Annotated in this window: 16 protein-coding genes; 9 read left to right on the top strand and 7 right to left on the bottom strand. The window is 69.0% G+C overall.

The genetic code is table 11. The features are described from left to right. Window positions 1-60 precede the first annotated feature (60 nt). Window positions 61-1,269, bottom strand: coding sequence for an acyl-CoA dehydrogenase family protein (locus tag DAA40_RS07535; protein WP_106848994.1), 1,209 nt, complete (start codon window positions 1,267-1,269; stop codon window positions 61-63). A gap of 205 nt (window positions 1,270-1,474) precedes the next feature. Here DAA40_RS07535 and DAA40_RS07530 point away from each other — a divergent pair, with 205 nt between their 5' ends. From DAA40_RS07530 to DAA40_RS16635, 3 genes are all read left to right on the top strand, one after another. Beyond that, window positions 1,475-2,830, top strand: a complete 1,356-nt coding sequence (locus DAA40_RS07530; RefSeq protein ID WP_158716298.1) for a glycosyltransferase family 39 protein — start codon at window positions 1,475-1,477, stop codon at window positions 2,828-2,830. Window positions 2,831-2,869: 39 nt separating this feature from the next. Continuing rightward, complete coding sequence (locus DAA40_RS07525) at window positions 2,870-3,265, top strand: molybdopterin-binding protein (protein ID WP_106848992.1); 396 nt, start codon at window positions 2,870-2,872, stop codon at window positions 3,263-3,265. Window positions 3,266-3,425: 160 nt separating this feature from the next. Further along, window positions 3,426-4,478, top strand: coding sequence for an NTP transferase domain-containing protein (locus DAA40_RS16635; protein WP_234356268.1), 1,053 nt, complete (start codon window positions 3,426-3,428; stop codon window positions 4,476-4,478). A gap of 6 nt (window positions 4,479-4,484) precedes the next feature. Here DAA40_RS16635 and DAA40_RS07515 read toward each other — a convergent pair whose 3' ends face one another. Together DAA40_RS07515 and moaA are read right to left on the bottom strand one after the other, a co-directional pair. Continuing rightward, entirely contained in the window at window positions 4,485-4,727 is a 243-nt protein-coding gene (locus DAA40_RS07515) for a MoaD/ThiS family protein (RefSeq protein WP_106848991.1), read from the bottom strand. Beyond that, the gene (moaA, locus tag DAA40_RS07510; RefSeq protein WP_106848990.1) at window positions 4,728-5,777 is read right to left on the bottom strand and encodes a GTP 3',8-cyclase MoaA; all 1,050 of its coding nucleotides are present in this window, start codon (window positions 5,775-5,777) and stop codon (window positions 4,728-4,730) included. Between the two features lie 147 nt (window positions 5,778-5,924). Here moaA and DAA40_RS07505 point away from each other — a divergent pair, with 147 nt between their 5' ends. The 3 genes from DAA40_RS07505 (at window position 5,925) to DAA40_RS07495 (ending at window position 9,395) form a co-directional block, all read left to right on the top strand. Continuing rightward, complete coding sequence (locus DAA40_RS07505) at window positions 5,925-8,087, top strand: ATP-binding domain-containing protein (RefSeq protein WP_106848989.1); 2,163 nt, start codon at window positions 5,925-5,927, stop codon at window positions 8,085-8,087. Window positions 8,088-8,245: 158 nt separating this feature from the next. After that, entirely contained in the window at window positions 8,246-8,719 is a 474-nt protein-coding gene (locus tag DAA40_RS07500; protein WP_106848988.1) for a tRNA (cytidine(34)-2'-O)-methyltransferase, read from the top strand. 112 nt (window positions 8,720-8,831) lie between these two features. Next, window positions 8,832-9,395 carry an HhH-GPD-type base excision DNA repair protein gene (locus tag DAA40_RS07495; protein WP_106849319.1) on the top strand — a complete coding sequence of 188 codons (564 nt, stop codon included), beginning with the start codon at window positions 8,832-8,834 and terminating at the stop codon, window positions 9,393-9,395. A 75-nt stretch (window positions 9,396-9,470) separates the two neighbouring features. Here the strand turns inward: DAA40_RS07495 and DAA40_RS07490 are convergent, their stop codons facing one another. Beyond that, the gene (locus DAA40_RS07490) at window positions 9,471-11,120 is read right to left on the bottom strand and encodes an FAD-binding dehydrogenase (RefSeq protein ID WP_106848987.1); all 1,650 of its coding nucleotides are present in this window, start codon (window positions 11,118-11,120) and stop codon (window positions 9,471-9,473) included. Window positions 11,121-11,316: 196 nt separating this feature from the next. Between DAA40_RS07490 and DAA40_RS07485 the strand changes: the two genes are divergently transcribed. Next, window positions 11,317-12,057, top strand: a complete 741-nt coding sequence (locus DAA40_RS07485; RefSeq protein ID WP_158716297.1) for an alpha/beta fold hydrolase — start codon at window positions 11,317-11,319, stop codon at window positions 12,055-12,057. A 9-nt stretch (window positions 12,058-12,066) separates the two neighbouring features. Here the strand turns inward: DAA40_RS07485 and DAA40_RS07480 are convergent, their stop codons facing one another. Then, window positions 12,067-12,387, bottom strand: a complete 321-nt coding sequence (locus DAA40_RS07480; protein WP_158716296.1) for a hypothetical protein — start codon at window positions 12,385-12,387, stop codon at window positions 12,067-12,069. A 608-nt stretch (window positions 12,388-12,995) separates the two neighbouring features. On the opposite strand from DAA40_RS07480, the gene DAA40_RS07475 reads away from it, so the two are divergent. Beyond that, window positions 12,996-13,850 carry an Fpg/Nei family DNA glycosylase gene (locus DAA40_RS07475; protein WP_106848984.1) on the top strand — a complete coding sequence of 285 codons (855 nt, stop codon included), beginning with the start codon at window positions 12,996-12,998 and terminating at the stop codon, window positions 13,848-13,850. 137 nt (window positions 13,851-13,987) lie between these two features. Further along, window positions 13,988-14,311: a rhodanese-like domain-containing protein gene (locus DAA40_RS07470; RefSeq protein WP_106848983.1), complete on the top strand. Its 324-nt coding sequence runs from the start codon at window positions 13,988-13,990 to the stop codon at window positions 14,309-14,311. A gap of 43 nt (window positions 14,312-14,354) precedes the next feature. Here the strand turns inward: DAA40_RS07470 and DAA40_RS07465 are convergent, their stop codons facing one another. Both DAA40_RS07465 and DAA40_RS07460 read right to left on the bottom strand, forming a co-directional pair. Continuing rightward, window positions 14,355-15,224 (bottom strand): alpha/beta fold hydrolase, encoded by an 870-nt coding sequence (locus DAA40_RS07465; RefSeq protein WP_106848982.1) that lies wholly within the window; start codon window positions 15,222-15,224, stop codon window positions 14,355-14,357. A 63-nt stretch (window positions 15,225-15,287) separates the two neighbouring features. After that, window positions 15,288-16,922, bottom strand: a complete 1,635-nt coding sequence (locus tag DAA40_RS07460; RefSeq protein ID WP_106848981.1) for a long-chain fatty acid--CoA ligase — start codon at window positions 16,920-16,922, stop codon at window positions 15,288-15,290. Window positions 16,923-17,004: the final 82 nt, after the last annotated feature.

Here is a 17,004-nt window from a genome sequence, read left to right as displayed (position 1 = left end):
CATCGCTCTGATGGCGATGCTCGCGCTCCGGGGCTGCGTTCTCGGTAGCCAGCCGGGTGGCTACTTCTGGACGTGCTTGGCGATCTCCTTGCGGGCGACGGTGCGGATGTGCACCTCGTCCGGGCCGTCGGCCAGGCGCAGCGTGCGAGCCTGGGCGTACATGTTCGCCAGCGGGAAGTCGTCCGACACGCCGCCGCCGCCGTGGATCTGGATCGCGCGGTCGAGGATTCCGCACACGACGGCAGGGGTGTTGGCCTTGATCGCGGCGATCTCGATCTGCGCGCCCTTCGCCGAGCCGGTGGTGTCGATCAGCCACGCAGCCTTCTGCACCATGAGGCGGGCCTGGTCGAGCTCGATGCGCGAGCGGGCGATCTGGTCGCGGACCACGCCCTGCTCGATCATCGGGCCACCAAAGACGTGGCGGGACGCCGCACGCTCGACCATGAGCTTGATGGCGCGCTCACCCATGCCGATCAGGCGCATGCAGTGGTGGATGCGGCCGGGGCCGAGGCGGCCCTGGGCGATCATGAAGCCGTCGCCCTCGTTCATCAGCAGGTTCTTCTTCGGGACGCGCACGTCCTTGAACTCGATCTCCGAGTGGCCGTGCTGGTCCTGGTAGCCGAACACCGGCAGATGGCGGATGACATTGACGCCCGGGGTATCACGCGGCACCAGGATCATCGACTGCTGCTTGTGCGGGTGGGCGTTGGGGTCGGTCTTGCCCATCAGGATGAAGATCTTGCAGCGCTCGTCAGCGGTGCCGGAGATCCACCACTTGCGCCCGTTGATGACGTAGTCGTCGCCGTCCGACTCGATGCGGGTCTCGATGTTCTGGGCGTCCGAGCTGGCGACGCGCGGCTCGGTCATCGCGAACGCCGAGCGGATCTCGCCGGCCAGCAGCGGCTCAAGCCACTCCTGCTGCTGCTCCTTGTTGCCGAACAGGTGCAGGGTCTCCATGTTGCCGGTGTCGGGAGCGGCACAGTTGATCGACTCGGGGGCGACCTCGGGAACCCAGCCGGTGATCTCGGCGATCGAGGCGTACTCGACGTTGTTCATGCCCGAGACGTCCTTGAGGAAGAGGTTCCACAGGCCGCGCTTCTTGGCCTCCTCCTTCAGCTCGTGCATGACCGGCGGGAGGTCGTGGTTGTCGTAGCCGGCATTGGCACGCCACTCGTTCCAGGTCTTCTCTGCCGGGAAGATGTGCGAGTTCATGAACTCCCACATCTTCTCCTGGTACTCCTTGGCCTTGGCGCTGTGCTCGAAGTCCATACATTCCTCCAGGTGTTCCGGTCGTCTGCGTCGCGACTCGGGTGCTCGTGGGTGACAGTCTCGCTCCCGAGAGGGCCGCTGTCACAGGAAGGCTCCAATACCTGTCTACACGATCGACGGCTACCGAACAAGCGCTCGGTCGGTCGTGCGGCCGGCTCAGGTCGGGACCGGCCAGGGCTACGCCGGAGTAACTAGCATGGGCCGAGTGACCGGGACAGTCGAGCGCGAGGTGCAGCCGTTGCGCCGTACCCGCCTCGAGCTGATCCGGGTCGGCTGGCTGCTCGCGGCGTACGCCGGCATCCGGGTGGTCGGGCTGCTGGTGCTGCACGCCGGCGTGCACGCCGACCAGCCCCCGCCCGACAATCCCTTCGACTCGTCCGAGCCAGCCGAGCCGAGCACCTACGACGAGCTCGGCGCCTGGGACGGCGGCTGGTACGTGAAGCTCGCCGAGCACGGATATCCGGATCACCTGTCACTGGTCTCGCCTCGCGAGGACTCGACCGCGCCGCTGGTGTTCCCGCCGCTCTACCCGATGGCGATGCGGCTGCTGCACCTCATGGGCATGCCTGCGCTGAGCGCGGGCCTGCTGATCACCGCAGTCGCCGGGGCGCTCGCCGTGGTAGGGGTGTACGCCGTCGCCAGGGACCTGATCGCGCCGCGCGCCGCCATGCTGGCCGCGCTCCTGTGGGCGGCCGGGCCGATGACGGTGGTGCTGTCGATGGCCTACTCGGAGGCGTTGTTCGTAGCGCTCGCCGCGTGGGCGATGTGGCTGGCCCGCCGCGAGTGGTGGCTGACCGCTGGACTGCTCGCGCTGCTGTCCGGGCTGACCCGCTCCACCGGCCTCGCCGTCGGCGCCGCCATCGCAATGGCCGCGCTGCTCGCCTGGCGGCGCGGCGAAACGACGCCGGAACCCGGGCCGAGCACGGATGACACGCCATCCCCGCGGCCGTGCGCCGACGCCCCGCACCCGCGGCCTCGCACCGAGGCTCCACACCCCCCGCCTCGCGCCGAGGCTTCGCGATGGCGGATCGCGACGGCGGTGGTGCTCGCCGCGGCCGGCGCGCCCTCCTGGTGGCTCTATGTCGCGATCGTGGGCGGCCGCATCGACGCCTGGTTTGCCGCGCAGCAGCTGTACTGGGGATCACGCTTCGATTTCGGGGCATCGGTGCTGCAGAACGCCTGGCGCACGCTGAGCTTCGACGGGTTGCTCGATGCGGTGGGGCGGGTAGTCCAGGCCGCGTCCCTGCTCGCGATGCTCGCCGCCGTCCTCCTTCTTGCCGCGCTGCTAGCGCATGCCTGGCGGGCCCGTGGCCCTCGCGCACGCGCATGGTGGCCGGTCGCGGCGTACGCCGTCGTCCTCGTCGCGCTGGCGGTGGGCTCGGCCGGTTACGAGGCTTCCAAGGTGCGCTTCCTGGTGCCGATGTTTACGTTGCTCCTGCTCCCGGCACGGCGCCTCGCGACCGCTGGCCGGACGGCGCAGGTCGGCGTCGTCGGGGTCGCCGCGCTGATGAGTGCCTGGTTCGGCGCGTTCATGCTCACGGTGTGGCCGTACGCGATCTGAGCGGTCCGAGCGAGCAGGTGCGGCGATAGCATCGCCGGTATGACGCACCTGCGAATCGCCGAGGCCGCCGAGCTGCTGGGGGTCAGTACCGACACCGTTCGCCGCTGGGTCGATGCCGGCAAGGTCAAGGCGGCCGGCGGCCCGGGCGCGCTCTCGGTGGACGCCGTCGACCTCGCGCGATTCGCAGCGGACCAGGCCCACACGCCGGATCCCGGCCGCGCGGGGGAGGCGTCGGTGCGCAACCGGCTCAAAGGCATCGTCACGCGGGTGGTCTCCGACCAGGTGATGTCCCAGGTCGAGATCCAGGCGGGGCCGTTCCGCGTGGTGTCGCTGTTGTCCACCGAAGCCGTGCGGGAGATGGGCCTGGAGGTCGGCAGCGTCGCGATCGCGTCGATCAAGGCCACCAACGTGGCGGTCGAGCGAGCCAGCCGCTGACGGCGAGTACGACAGTCTGGTCTCGGTGTCGCACCCGTGGTTGGCACCGGACCGCAACCGGCTCTAGTGTCAAAGACTGGACATTCGTGTGCCGCGGCCGTGGCCGCGGCACACGCCCCAGAAGTGAACATCGACGCTGACGACTTGGTGGTGTGACGCGGTGAGCAGTGCGGGACTGGTACTCGCGGCCGGGGCCGGAACCCGGATGGGTATGCCGAAGGCGCTCGTGCGGCTGCCCGGGGGCAAGTCGCTGTTGACCCACTCACTGCAGATCCTCCGGGACGGCGGGTGCGAGGACATCGTCGTCGTCCTCGGCGCCGGGGAGCCGTTCGTGCGCAAGGCGCTCGAGACCTGGGCCGAGGAGGTCGAGGCGATCATGGGCGAGGGTGAGCTGTTCGTGATCAGCAACCCGGACTACGAGCAGGGCATGTCGAGCTCGGTACGTGCGGGTCTGCAACGCGTCCAGGAGCTGCGCTCCAAGCCCGAGTCCGTCGTGATCCAGCTGGTCGACACCCCAGAGATCAGCCCCGATGCCATCGAGCGGCTACGCAAGGAGTCGGCGGCGAGCGCATTGGTCGTCGCGACCTACGAGGGCGTCATCGGCCACCCGATGCTCATCGGTCGCGAGCACTGGCTGCCGATCGCCGAGATGGTCACCGGTGATGTCGGTGCCCGGCAGTATCTCAACGGCCGTGACGACCTCACCAGGGTCGCGTGCGACGGGCTTGGCTCGCCGGTCGACATCGACACCCCCGACGAGCTGCGCGCGCTCGGCCAGCGCGACCTGGTCGAGACCGAGATCCACAAGGCCGAGGTCACCCGAGAGGACATCAGCGTCTCGTTCCTCGAGCTGCTGGTGCGCGATCGCCGCGCGGGCGCGGTGGTGACCTTCAGTGGCATCGTCCGCGACCATGACTACGGCCGCCAGGTCAAGAAGCTCAACTACATGGCACACCCGACCGCCGACGAGGTCGTCCGGACGGTGACCGAGGAGATCGCGGCGATGTCGGGTGTGCGGGGGATCGCCGTCCAGCATCGCGTCGGCGAGCTGGAGATCGGGGACATCGCGCTCGGCTGTGCGGTCGCCGCCGACCACCGGCAGGAAGCATTCGAGACCTGCTCGCTGCTGGTCGAGCGGATCAAGTCCGAGCTTCCGGTCTGGAAGCACCAGATCTTCGAGGACGGCACCGACGAGTGGGTCAACGCTCCCTGAGCGGGCTCAGCCGCCCGCGAAGGGCGGCAGGACGTCGATCGTGCTGCCGGCCTGCACGGAGGTAGCGAGATCGGTCGTCGCCGTACCGTCGACCAGGAAGCTGCAGGCGGGCAGCACCTTGACCATCAGCGCGCCGTGCTGCTCGCCGATCGCGTCGGTGATCTGTGCGAGCGTGCCCGGCTCGACGGTCTCCTCGTCGAGACCCGCGGCGGCTGCCGCTGCGGCGAAGTAACGAACGTGAACGGACATCTATCCCCCGATTGCTGACATGGGCCTGGCCGGCTGCAGGAAGGACGGATCGTCGATCCCGTGCCCGGCGCGCTTGCCGATCATCGCGGTCCGCCACCGATCGGCGAGCTCGTCATCGCTCGCGCCCCCGCGCAGCGCCGCCCGCAGGTCAGATTCCTCGGTGGCGAACAGGCAGTTGCGGATCTGGCCGTCGGCGGTCAGCCGGGTGCGGTCGCAGTCGCCGCAAAACGGCCGGGTGACCGAGCCGATCACGCCGACCCGGATCGGACCCCCATCGACCAGCCAGGTCTCGGCCGGCGCGGCACCACGGTGTGCGGGGTCGGGCGTGAGGTCGAAGTGCTGCTGCAGCTCGGCGAGGATCTCCTGCGCAGTGATCATCTGATGACGGTCCCAGATGTGCCCGCCGTCGAGCGGCATCTGCTCGATGAAGCGCAGCTCGTAACCGTGTGCGAGGCACCAACGAAGCAGCGCTGGCGCCTCGTCGTCGTTGACGCCGCGCATCAGGACGGTGTTGATCTTGACCGGCGTGAGCCCGGCCTGCTGGGCCGCCGCGATGCCGTCGAGGACGTCGTGCAGCCGGTCGCGGCGGGTCAGCGCGACGAACCGCTCCGGGGCGAGGGTGTCGAGCGAGATGTTGACCCGGTCCAGCCCGGCGTCCTTGAGGGCCGGGGCGATGCGCGCCATCCCGAGGCCGTTGGTCGTCAGGGCGGTCTGGGGGCGCGGGCTCAGCGAGGTCACCTGATCGAGGATCGAGACCAGCCCGGGGCGCAGCAACGGCTCGCCGCCGGTGAACCGGATCTCCTCGATGCCCAGCTTCTCGACGGCGATGCGCGCCAGCCGAACGATCTCGTCGTCGGTGAGCAGCTGCTCCTTGGGCAGCCAGGGCAGGCCTTCGGCCGGCATGCAGTAGGTGCAGCGCAGGTTGCACTTGTCGATCAGCGAGATCCGCAGGTCGGTCGCTACCCGACCGAACCGGTCGACCAGGCGGCCCTCGGAGCGCAGCCTGCTTACCCGCTCCTGGAGCGTCTCGTCAGGGGTAGGGCTGCTCATCTCGTCGAGTGTACGTCGCTGTGGCGCGGTGCGATGAGCGCTCGTCCAGCGGCCGGGAGGAGCGTGCCTCGCCGCCGTATCGAGGCGTAGGATTGATGCTTCTGCGCCACCGAGAGCGCGGCCGCAACATCTCAGGAGCAGCTCCACGTGCAAGAGCAACCGGACGACGTCGAGTCGGTCGAGATCGCCCGCGAGCAGGCGCACGTCGACAAGGTCAACGCCCGGGTCGAGATACTCCTGCGCAACGCCGACGCGATCACCCAGGAGGGCCTGGCGCGCGGCCGCTCGGGGTCCTTCGGTGGCCTGGTCGAGCGCGATGCCTTCGTGCACGTCGCGGCCCGTCGCAAGCACCTGCTCAACCGCGAGCACGAGGGACTGGTCTTCGGGCGCCTCGACTTCGACGACAGGACCGTGCACCACGTCGGTCGGATCGGCGTCCTGGACGAAGGCTTCGAGCCGCTGGTCCTCGACTGGCGCGCCCCGGCCGCCGCCCCCTTCTACCGGGCCACGGCAGCCGAGCGGTTGGACGTCGTACGCCGCCGTGTGATCCGGTGCGTGCGCGAGAAGGTCGTCTCGGTCGAGGACGACCTGCTCGATCCCGACGCGTCGCTCGAGGGCATGAACGTAATCGGGGACGGCGCGCTCATCGCATCCTTGTCGCGGGCCCGTACCGGGCAGATGCGCGACATCGTCGCCACCATCCAGGCCCATCAGGACGAGGCCATCCGGGCACCGGGGGACGGCGTCACGATCATCAGTGGCGGCCCGGGCACCGGGAAGACCGTCGTCGCGCTGCACCGCGCGGCTTACCTGCTCTATCGCGATCGGCGCAAGTTCGAGAGCAGCGGCGTGCTGGTCGTCGGACCCTCGCGGACCTTCATGCGCTACATCGAGCGGGTGCTGCCCTCCCTCGGCGAGGACTCAGCGTCCCTGCGCTCGGTGGGGGAGCTCGTCGATGGCTATGCGGCCGCCCGCATCGACTCGCCGGAGCTGAGCCGGATCAAAGGATCCGCGCGCATCGCGCCCGTCGTCTCCCGGGCGGCTCGGTTCGCCGATCCCTCGACCGCCGAGAGCCTGCGGCTGTTCTACCGCGGCGAGGTGCTGCAGGTGACCCAGTCCGAGCTGCGGTCGATCCGTCGTTCGGTACTGCGCGGCAACCGCAAGTACAACCGGTCGTTGCGGGCCGCCAAGGACGCGCTGTCCGAGTTGCTGTACCGGCGTCTGCCGGCCCAGCTGGCCGCAGACCGTACCATCGCCGAGTTCCGGGAGGACCTCGCCGAACGAGACGAGTACGACGCATTCTTCGCGGCGTGGTGGCCGATGCGCCGCCCGCACGACGTGCTGCGCGCCCTCGGTGATGCGAAGTATCTGCAGACCTGCTCGTCGGGCGTGCTGCGGCGCGATGAGATCGAGGCGCTCGCGACAGACTGGAGCGCGCACACGGCGGTCGACGGTTCAATGGCACTGTCGGCGCAGGACGTCGCCCTGCTCGACGAGATCCGCGACGTCCTGGGCGAGATCCCGCCACCGCCGAAGCAGCGCACCGAGCTCGAGATCGCCGAGCTGCAGGAGCTCACCACCGCGGCCGACCGCGAGTACGCCGCAGCTGGGCCGCGAGTGCGTCCGGAGAACTACTCGGGGTACGGGCACGTGATCCTCGACGAGGCGCAGGACCTCTCGCCGATGCAGTGGCGGATGCTCGGTCGCCGCGGCCGCAACGCCTCGTGGACGGTCGTCGGCGACATCGCCCAGACCTCCTGGCATGACCCCGCCGAGGCGCGCGCGGCGATGGACGAGGCGCTGGCCCGCCCCCCGCGGCGCGAGTTCCTCCTCGACACCAATTACCGCTCGCCGGCCGAGGTCTTCACGCTTGCAGCGGACGTCGTGCGCACGGTGATGCCGGACGCCGACATCCCGGCCGCCGTTCGCTCGACCGGCCATCCGCCCGAGCACGTCCTCTCGCGGGATCTGCGCCTGCCCGTGCTGGACGCCGTCCGCAGGATGCTCGACGATGTCGAGGGCACCGTCGCGGTGATCGCACCGGCGTCCCGGGTCGAGGAGGTGACGTCCTGGCTCAGCGGCGGCGAACGCGCGCTGCCTGGGCGGGATCGCGTGGTCGTGATCGACGAGCTGTCGGTGAAGGGGCTGGAGTACGACGGTGTCGTCGTGGTCGAGCCGGACCAGATCGCCGGCGACGACGACCGCGGCGTCCGCCTGCTGTACGTCGTCCTGACACGTGCTACTCAGCGACTCGTGACCGTGGGTACCTCCCAGCGCTGGCTCCCCGCCAACGTCGCGGCTGCCTCCTGAACGAGCGGCGCTCAGAAGGTGCGGCGGCGTAGCGGGCGGGGCCGACCGTCCGGGTCAGAAACCAGTGGCGTAGCCACGACTCGATTCCATGGCGTCAATGTGCCGAACCTGCGCCGCCGCGCGATAGCCCGCGAGGACGGCCGTGATGAGATGGGCGGGTGCTGCGCGTCGTCTTCCATCAGCCCGAGATCCCGCCGAATCCCGGCAACGCGATCCGGCTGGTCGCCTGCGCGCCGGCAGAGCTGCACCTGATCGAGCCGCTGGGCTTCACGCTCGAGGACAAGCAGCTGCGGCGCGCCGGTCTCGACTACCACGACCTCGCCAAGGTGCACGTGCATCCGAGCCTGGACGCCTGCCTCGACGGGTTCTCGGACCACCCGCGAGTCTTTGCCTTCACCCGTGGCGGGTCCGCGTCGTACGCCGACATTGCCTACCGCGACGGTGATGTACTGCTGTTCGGCCGCGAGTCCGACGGGCTCCCGCCCGCAGTGCTTGCCTCACCGAGGGTCACCGAGCGGGTGCACCTGCCCATGCTGCCCGGCCGGCGGTCGCTGAACCTCTCGAACAGCGCCGCGATCGCCGTCTACGAGGCCTGGCGGCAGGTCGGCTTCGTGGCCCCTCGGGAAAACTAGCGCGGAGACCGACGAAAACTACGCACATTCGGGACCTCGAGCGCACTGTGCACTTTGAGTGCCAGATCTGCGCGGTTTTTGACGGGTAGATGAGCGGGTTAGGGTGGGCGGCATGCTGCAGATCGCCCAGGAGCCGGAAGCCGACCGGCTGCTCACTGAGAACCCGTTCGCGCTGCTGGTAGGCATGTTGCTGGACCAGCAGTACCCGATGGAGCACGCCTTTCGCGGTCCGCAGAAGATCGCCAGCCGCATCGGCAGCTTCGATCCGCAGACAATCGCGGCGTACGAGCAGACCGAGTTCGAGGAAATCTGCGCGACCCCGCCCGCCATCCACCGCTACGGTCGCTCGATGGCTCGCCGCGTACAGGATCTCGCTCGCGTCGTCCTCGAGCAGTACGAGGGCCGTGCCGAGGCGATCTGGACCGAGTCGGACGGCGCCGCCGATCTGCTGAAGCGGCTGCAGGCACTGCCCGGCTTCGGCGAGCAGAAGGCACGGATCTTCGCGGCCCTGCTCGGTAAGCAGCTCGACCACCGCCCGTACGCCTGGCGCAAGACCATCGGACCGTACGCCGACGAGGGCGCGACCCGGTCGGTCGCCGACGTGACCGGCCCAGAGAGCCTCCAGAAGGTGCGGGACTTCAAGAAGGCGGCGAAAGCCGCGAAGAAGGGTTCCTAGGGGCCGTCCGGTCGCGGGCATCATCGTCCTGCGGCGTCCCCACGCGGTTCCGCCGCGGTCGACGACCGTGGGGGGTCAGACGACGGCGCGGGAGGCGCTGCGGCCGGCGGTGCGTCCGCTGAAGATGCAGCCGCCGAGGAAGGTCCCTTCCAGCGCCCGGTTGCCGTGGACGCCACCACCGCCGAACCCGGCGACCTCGCCCGCGGCGTAGAGCCCGTCGAAGGCGGAGCCATCAGGACGCATCACCTGGGATTCGAGGTTGGTCTCCAGCCCGCCGAGCGTCTTTCGGGTCAGGATGTGCAGCCGGACGGCGATCAGCGGGCCCGCCTTCGGGTCGGTGAGCTTGTGCGGGGTGGCGACCCGCGCGAGCTTGTCGCCGCGGTACGAGCGGGCCTGACGCAGCGCAGCTATCTGCAGGTCCTTGGTGAAGGCGTTGTCCATCTCGCGGTCGCGCGCGAGCACCTCGCGGTGCACCCGGTCGACGTCCAGCAGCTCGCCGCCGTCCAGCCGCTGCATACCCTCCAGCAGCTCGGAGAGGGTCTCGGCGACGACGAAGTCCTCGCCGTGCTGCTTGAAGGCCTCGACCGGGCCGGGGGCGCCCGCCTTGACGCGTTGCAGGGTGAGCTTGAGGTCTTTGCCGGTGAGGTCGGGGTTCTTCTCCGACCCGGACAGAGCGAACTCCTTCTCGATGATCTGCTGGGTGAGGATGAACCACGAGTGGTCGTGGCCGGTCTCGCGCAGGTGCGTCAACGTGCCCAGCGTGTCGAAGCCGGGGAACAGCGGCACCGGAAGGCGGCGTCCCTCCGCGTCGAACCAAAGGGACGACGGCCCGGGCAGGATCCGGATGCCGTGGTTGGCCCACTTCGGCTCCCAGTCGCGGATTCCCTCGACGTAGTGCCACATGCGGTCGGCGTTGATCAGGTGCGCGCCCTGCGCCGCGGCCTGCTCCCGCATCCGTCCGTCGACGTGCGCCGGGACGCCCGCCACCATCGACCTCGGCGGACCGCCGAGCCGCTTGGGCCAGTACGAGCGCACCAGGTCGTGGTTGCCGCCGATGCCGCCGCTGGTCACGATCACCGCCTGCGCCCGGATCTCGAACTCACCGGCCTGCTCGCGGTTGGACGCCGCCCCGCGGTCTGCAGAGTCGGGCGCCAGGAGGGTGCCGCGGACGCCGACCGCAGCGCCGTCCTCGATGATCAGCTCGTCGACCTGGTGGCGGAAGCGCAGCTGCGCCGCGCCCTTGTCGGCGCCCGCGCGGACCCGCCGCTCGAAGGGCGCGACGACCCCCGGACCGGTCCCCCAGGTGATGTGGAAGCGCGGCACCGAGTTTCCGTGCCCGATCGCGCCGTACCCGCCGCGCTCGGCCCAGCCGACGACCGGGAACCAGCGCATGCCTTGATCGTGCAGCCATCCGCGCTTCTCGCCCGTCGCGAAGTCGACGTACGCCTCGGCCCACTGCCGCGGCCAGTAGTCCTCGTCGCGACCGAAGTCGGCGGTGCCCATCCAGTCCTGCAGCGCCAGCTCGTACGAGTCCTTGATGCCCATGCGGCGCTGCTCGGGGGTGTCGACCAGGAACAGCCCACCGAGCGACCAGTGTGCCTGGCCGCCGAGGTTCTGCTCACCCTCCTGCTCCACGATGATCACGCGGCGTCCGGCATCCACCAGCTCGGCAGCGGCGACCAGCCCGGCGAGCCCGGCCCCTACGACAACGACGTCGGTATCCATCTCGCCATCGTGTCACGAAGAGCGTCCCAGCACCTCGCGTAAGAGGGGTTCGCCGGCGCGGGAGGGGATCTACTCAGCAAGAGGGGATTAATCCCCTCTCGCTCAGCTCAAGCCCTCCTGCTCAGGTCAAGCCCTCCTGCTCAGGTCAACCCCCTCGACTGTTCGCGTGCGGCGCGATCCCGGCTATTCTCGCGACATGCTTCAGCATCAGCGCGCCGGCTCCGGCCGCACCATCGTCCTGATCCACGGCCTGCTCGGCTCGCACGACATCTTCTCCCGCGTCGTACCGCTGCTGGCCGACGAGTACGACGTCGTCACCCTCGACCTCCCCGGCCACGGCGGCAGCGAGGTCCCGGCCGACGTCGCCACGATGCCGGACCTCGCCCGAGAGATCGCGCAGACCCTCGACGCCATCGGCGTCCAGGATCCGGTCGTCGTCGGGCATTCCTGGGGTGGGTACGCAGTGTGCGAGATCATCGCCAGCCAGCCGCAGGCGCTACAGGCCGCCGCGATCATCTACTCCCAGCCGTACGCCGACCCGCCCGAGAAGCAGCAGGGGCGCACCGATGCGATCAAGCGGTTCGAGACCGAGCCGTGGGACGACGTCGTCCGCGCCCTGTTCCCGGCGTACTTCGCCGACTACGACCCGCCGGAGATGTTCGAGGAGGCCATCGCGATCACCAAGCAGGCCAGCGTGGACGGCGCACGATTCGCGCTGACCACGATCCGCGACCGGGCCGACCATTCCGGCACGATCCTGCAACGCCCCGAGATCCCGGTGCTGTTCGTGAGCGGCACGGACGACCTTTCGATGCCCGAGATCGACCTGGAAGGCGACCACATCACCAAAGCCGAGACCCGCTCGTCGCACATGGGCCCGATGACCGTGCCCGACGAGCTCGCGCGGATCCTGAAGGACTGGATCGCGTCGCTGTAGCCGGCGCGCCTAGTCGACGGTGTCCAGCGTGTCGAGCTCGCTGGCGGACTTGGCAATCAGGGTCTCGGCGATTCCGTCGGACGGCGGGGTCTCATTGCGTTGCAGCCACAGCGCAATCACGTTCCCGTCCTCGGCCCACACGTCGATGATCTGTCTGTTGATCGACAGCCGGTAGCCCGGCTGCCCACGGCGTTCGATCGGCTCGCTTTCGTAGTAGGCGCCGTAGTACTCGACCAGCACGGGAGGCGCGCGCAACGTCGAGACCCGAATCTGCTCGCCATACGGCGCGATGACCTCGACACGGTGTGCCTCATGCGGCGGAATGGGCATGGGCGTCACACCGAGCTCCGTCATCCCTTCCGGCAGACTACCGTGGATCAGCGGCCAGTAGCTCTCGGTCCAGCTGGTCCAGGAGGCGAGTGCGGCACCTCTTCCCTAGTGAGGCCGTGGGACTCGATGAAGGTGTAGGGGTAGGGGTCATCCTGATCTGGCGGCTCACTGATCAGCACCAATCGGTCGCCGTCTTCCTCGAGGGTCACGGTGGCGTCGGTGGCGGCCTGGAAAGTGGGAAACTTGCGCCTGTCATGTCCTCGCCCTTCCCGGGGCTGCCGCGGTCGTACGAACTGCCGATCAGCGCTGTGCGCGTCGGGTCATCGGGGTCATAGAGCCAGGTGATCTCGCTGCCCGGGTACGGGACACCCGCGTCGGTCTTACCTCGCCATGTGCTGCTGACCTGGTAGCCCTCGGGGACGAAGACGACATCTGGCGGTCCCACCGGAAGCGTTTTGGCCCGGTCATCGTCCGCTGGAACAGCGGTCCATACCGTCATCGCCGTGAGCAGGGTTGCCGTGATGATCGCGTGGCGAGGCAGTCAGTCCATGCCGCACGGACCACCGAGCAGGTCGAGTGGTTCCGCAGGCACGTGGCAGGATGGAGCCATGCCGGAGCTACCCGAGGTCGAAGCGCTCGCCCATCACCTGCGGGAGCATGCCGTCGGGAAATTCATAGAGCGCATCGACGTGGCGGCGATCTCCGCGATCAAGACCTTCGATCCGCCGTTCACCGCCCTCCAGGGTGTGAGCGTGACCGGCGCCGGCCGCCACGGCAAGTTCCTCGACCTGGACGTCGACGGCCTGCACCTCGTCGTCCACCTGGCCCGCGCAGGGTGGCTGCGCTGGAATGACGAGCTGCCGAAGGCCCCGCCGCGACCCGGCAGGGGTCCGCTCGCGGTACGGGTGCACCTCGACGACGGGAGCGGTTTCGACCTCACCGAGGCCGGAACGAAGAAGGGTCTAGCGGTGTACGTCGTCCGCGACCCGCAGGAGGTCCCAGGCATCGCGCGGCTCGGCCCCGACGCGCTCTCGCTCGATGCCGCCGGGCTCAAGGCCGCGCTCGCGGGCCAGGCCGGTCGCATCAAGAACACCCTCACCGATCAGCGGGTGATCGCCGGTATCGGCAACGCCTACAGCGATGAGATCCTGCACGCGGCGAAGCTCTCCCCGTTCAAGATCGCCGGCAAGCTCACCGACGACGAGCTGGAAGCGCTGGCCGCCGCCATCATCGAGATCGAGTCGGACGCCGTCGCGCGTTCGGTCGGTCAACAGGCGGCGACCCTGAAGGCAGAGAAACGCTCTGGCCTGCGAGTACATGCGCGTACGGGGCTGCCGTGCCCGGTATGCGGCGACACCATCGCCGAGATCTCGCTGGCCGACAAGAGCTACCAGTACTGCCCGACCTGTCAGACCGGCGGGAAGAAGCTCAACGATCGCCGGATGGACCGGCTGCTGAAGTAGGGCGATCGAAACTACGCAGGTCCGGCACCTAAAGTGCTACGCAGGTCCGGCACCTAAAGTGCATAGTGCACTTCAAGATCCGTCTGTGCGTAGATTCCGCTCAGCGCGGCGGCGGCCGGGCGTGGCAGGATCGAGGAATGAGCATTCGACAGACCAGCGTCGACCAGCTTCCGTCCGACCCGACGGTGCTCGACGTCCGCGAGGACGACGAGTGGGCCGCAGGGCACATCGACGGGGCCACGCACATCCCGGTGGCGGAGGTACCGCAGCGGCTCGGCGAACTGCCGGACGCCGATGAGATCTTCGTGATCTGCCGTAGCGGTGGACGTAGCTCTCGCGTCGTCGAGTGGCTTGACGCGCAGGGCATCGAGGCGATCAACATCGATGGCGGAATGCGCGCGTGGTCAGCATCCGGCAGGCCGATGGTCAGCGAATCCGGCCAGGAGCCGACGGTCATCTAGCCCCGTGGCGGATCGAGTGGTCGGCCGCCGTGTCCGGATCTGTTTACTTGAGGGTCGAGATCTCGTCGGCCAGCCTGTCCCAGAGCTGCTCGGGCAGGTCGTGGCCCATTCCCTCGATGACCACGAGACGCGCGCCTGGGATGGCGCGGGCGGTCGCCTCGCCGCCGCTGAGGCCGACCAGCGGATCCTCCGCACCGTGGATCACCAGAGCCGGCACCGACAGGCCACGCAGCGCCGGGGTGCGGTCGGGGCTGGCCATGATGGCGCCGAACTGCCGGGCCGTGCCGGCGGGGTTGTTGGCTCGTTCGATGGCGGCCGCATGACGTGCCCGGACGGCGGCCTCGTCGAAGGGGAAGCCGGGTGAGCCGATGATGCGGCTGTCGTTGGTCAGCTTGGTGAGCGCCTCGTCGTGATCCAGCGGCACCGGCGTCATGAGCGCCGCGGTGGCCTCGGGCGTGGCGCCGCCGACCGACCGGTCGCCCGTGGTCGACATGATCGAGGTCAGTGACAGGACCTTCTCCGGGTGGTCGATCGCGACCTGCTGGGCGATCATCCCGCCCATCGAGATGCCGACGACGTGCGCCTGCACGATCCCGAGCGCGTCCAGCAGGCCGACGGCGTCGCCCGCCATGTCGCTCAGCGTGTATCGGACGCTGGAGGTGTCACCGCCGTGCAGCGCCGCGATGTCGGGCGCCGGCGCGTCATCGATGAAGCTGGAGCGTCCGCTGTCGCGGTTGTCGAACCGGATGACGCGGAAGCCGCGCTGCACGAGGGCATCGATGAAGCCGGGCTGCCAGCCGATCATCTGCATGCCGAGGCCCGCGATGAGCAGCAGCGGAGCGGCGTCCTCCGACCCGTGCACCTCATAGGCGAAACGGAGCCCGTTGATCTCGGTCGAGGTCTCGGTGGTCATCGGTCTCTCCTTCTCTGCAACAGCACCCGGCCAGGGCAATCATGCCCTGGCCGGGCGTGGAGGCTACGCGGTGGGGAGCTGGTACTCCTTGAACTGGTCGCGCAGGTCCTTCTTGCTCATCTTGCCGACGCTGGTCTTGGGCACCTCGTCGATGAACTCGATGGCGTCGGGCATCCACCACTTGGCGATCTGCGGTGCGAGGTATTCCTTGACGTCCTCGGCGGTCATCTCCTGACCTTCCTCGAGCACGACGCAGGCCAGGGGCCGCTCGTCCCACTTCGGGTGGGGGATGCCGATGACCGCCGCCTCGCGGATCTTGTCGTGGCCCATCAGGATGTTCTCGATGTCGACCGAGGAGATCCACTCACCGCCGGACTTCACGAGGTCCTTGGTGCGGTCGGCGATCCGCACCGAGCCGAACGGATCGATGGCCGCGACGTCACCGGTCGACATCCACCCGTCCTCGGTGCTCAGCTCGACTCCGGCGTCCGGGTTGTAGTAGTCGCGCGCGATCCACGGGCCGCGGACTTGCAGGTCACCGGTTGCCACGTCGTCCCACGGCAGCTCGTTGGTGCTGTCGGGCTCGACGATGCGGAACTCGACTCCCGGCGGGGGAGTGCCCGCGCGCGCCCGGTGCGGCAGCAGCTCGTCCTCGGACTTGCCGTCGAGGCGAGGATCGATGATCGCGCCGGAGGCGACCGGGTTCGTCTCGGTCATGCCCCATGCCTGCCAGACCAGGACGTCGACCTTGCGCCATTCCTTGATCAGGCCGGCCGGAACAGCGGAGCCGCCGCACAGGATCCGGTCGAGCTTGCTGAAGTCGTACCGGTCGAACAGCGGGACGATGCCCTGCCAGATGGTCGGTACGCCGGCGGCGAGGGTGACCCCCTCGTTGACGATCAGTTTGGACAACCCGTGCGGTGTCATGTCGGACGCCGGCAGCACCAGGTTCGCCCCGACCATGGGAGCCGAGTGGATGAAGCCCCACGCGTTGGCGTGGAACATCGGCACGACCGGCATCACCGTGTCGGTCGGCTTGACGCCCGCCCCGGCGGTGGAGGTGCAGGCCATCGCGTGCAGCCACATCGAGCGGTGCGAGTACAGAACGCCCTTGGGGTTGCCGGTGGTGCCGGAGGTGTAGCAGAAGGTGACGCCGTCGTTCTCGTTCGCCTCCGGGAACGCCGTGATCGGCTCGCAGTCGCCGATCAGCTCCTCGTAGTCGAAGAAGGCACCGTCCGAGGGGATCTCCGGGCCCTCCTGGCCCTCCGGGGTGTCGTCGATGACGACGTACTTGGTGACGCTGGGGAGCTGCTCGCGGAGCGGCAGCAGCAGCGGGAGCAGGGAGCGGTCGACGAAGATGATCTCGTCGCCAGCGTGCCCTGCGATGTACTCGATCTGCTGCGGGAACAGCCGGATGTTCAGGGTGTGCAGCACGCGGCCGGACATCGGGACGGCGTAGTACAGCTCGAGGTGCTGCACGTGGTTCCAGCAGAACGAGCCCACGACGGCGTCCGCGCCCAGCCCGAGCTTCTGCTCCAGCGCGGTGCCGAGCTTGCGGATCCGCTCGGCCACCTCGGCGTAGGTGTACCGGCTCGGACGCGGCCCGCCCGTCACGACCGTGTGGTCGGGGTAGATCCGCTCCATCCGGTTGAAGATGTTGTGGAGGGTGAGCTGGTAGTCCTGCATCAAGCCCTGCATCTGGGGTACTCGCTTTCGGTAGTCGTGCAGCAAAGACGTCGTCGCCCATGCGCCGGCCCCACGGACCGCACCCCGGGCACGT

This window comes from Blastococcus sp. Marseille-P5729 (assembly GCF_900292035.1).
In the GTDB taxonomy this organism is placed as follows: domain Bacteria; phylum Actinomycetota; class Actinomycetes; order Mycobacteriales; family Antricoccaceae; genus Cumulibacter.
Note: the sequence above shows the minus strand (reverse complement) of the source record. Positions and strands in the feature narration are given on the sequence as shown.

Coding starts and splice junctions, on each gene's coding strand:
- DAA40_RS07535 (WP_106848994.1), bottom strand. CDS start 1,269: ATGGACTTCGAGCACAGCGCCAAGGCCAAGGAGTACCAGGAGAAGATG.
- DAA40_RS07525 (WP_106848992.1), top strand. CDS start 2,870: ATGACGCACCTGCGAATCGCCGAGGCCGCCGAGCTGCTGGGGGTCAGT.
- DAA40_RS07515 (WP_106848991.1), bottom strand. CDS start 4,727: ATGTCCGTTCACGTTCGTTACTTCGCCGCAGCGGCAGCCGCCGCGGGT.
- moaA (WP_106848990.1), bottom strand. CDS start 5,777: ATGAGCAGCCCTACCCCTGACGAGACGCTCCAGGAGCGGGTAAGCAGG.
- DAA40_RS07495 (WP_106849319.1), top strand. CDS start 8,832: ATGCTGCAGATCGCCCAGGAGCCGGAAGCCGACCGGCTGCTCACTGAG.
- DAA40_RS07490 (WP_106848987.1), bottom strand. CDS start 11,120: ATGGATACCGACGTCGTTGTCGTAGGGGCCGGGCTCGCCGGGCTGGTC.
- DAA40_RS07485 (WP_158716297.1), top strand. CDS start 11,317: ATGCTTCAGCATCAGCGCGCCGGCTCCGGCCGCACCATCGTCCTGATC.
- DAA40_RS07480 (WP_158716296.1), bottom strand. CDS start 12,387: ATGCCCATTCCGCCGCATGAGGCACACCGTGTCGAGGTCATCGCGCCG.
- DAA40_RS07475 (WP_106848984.1), top strand. CDS start 12,996: ATGCCGGAGCTACCCGAGGTCGAAGCGCTCGCCCATCACCTGCGGGAG.
- DAA40_RS07470 (WP_106848983.1), top strand. CDS start 13,988: ATGAGCATTCGACAGACCAGCGTCGACCAGCTTCCGTCCGACCCGACG.
- DAA40_RS07465 (WP_106848982.1), bottom strand. CDS start 15,224: ATGACCACCGAGACCTCGACCGAGATCAACGGGCTCCGTTTCGCCTAT.
- DAA40_RS07460 (WP_106848981.1), bottom strand. CDS start 16,922: ATGCAGGGCTTGATGCAGGACTACCAGCTCACCCTCCACAACATCTTC.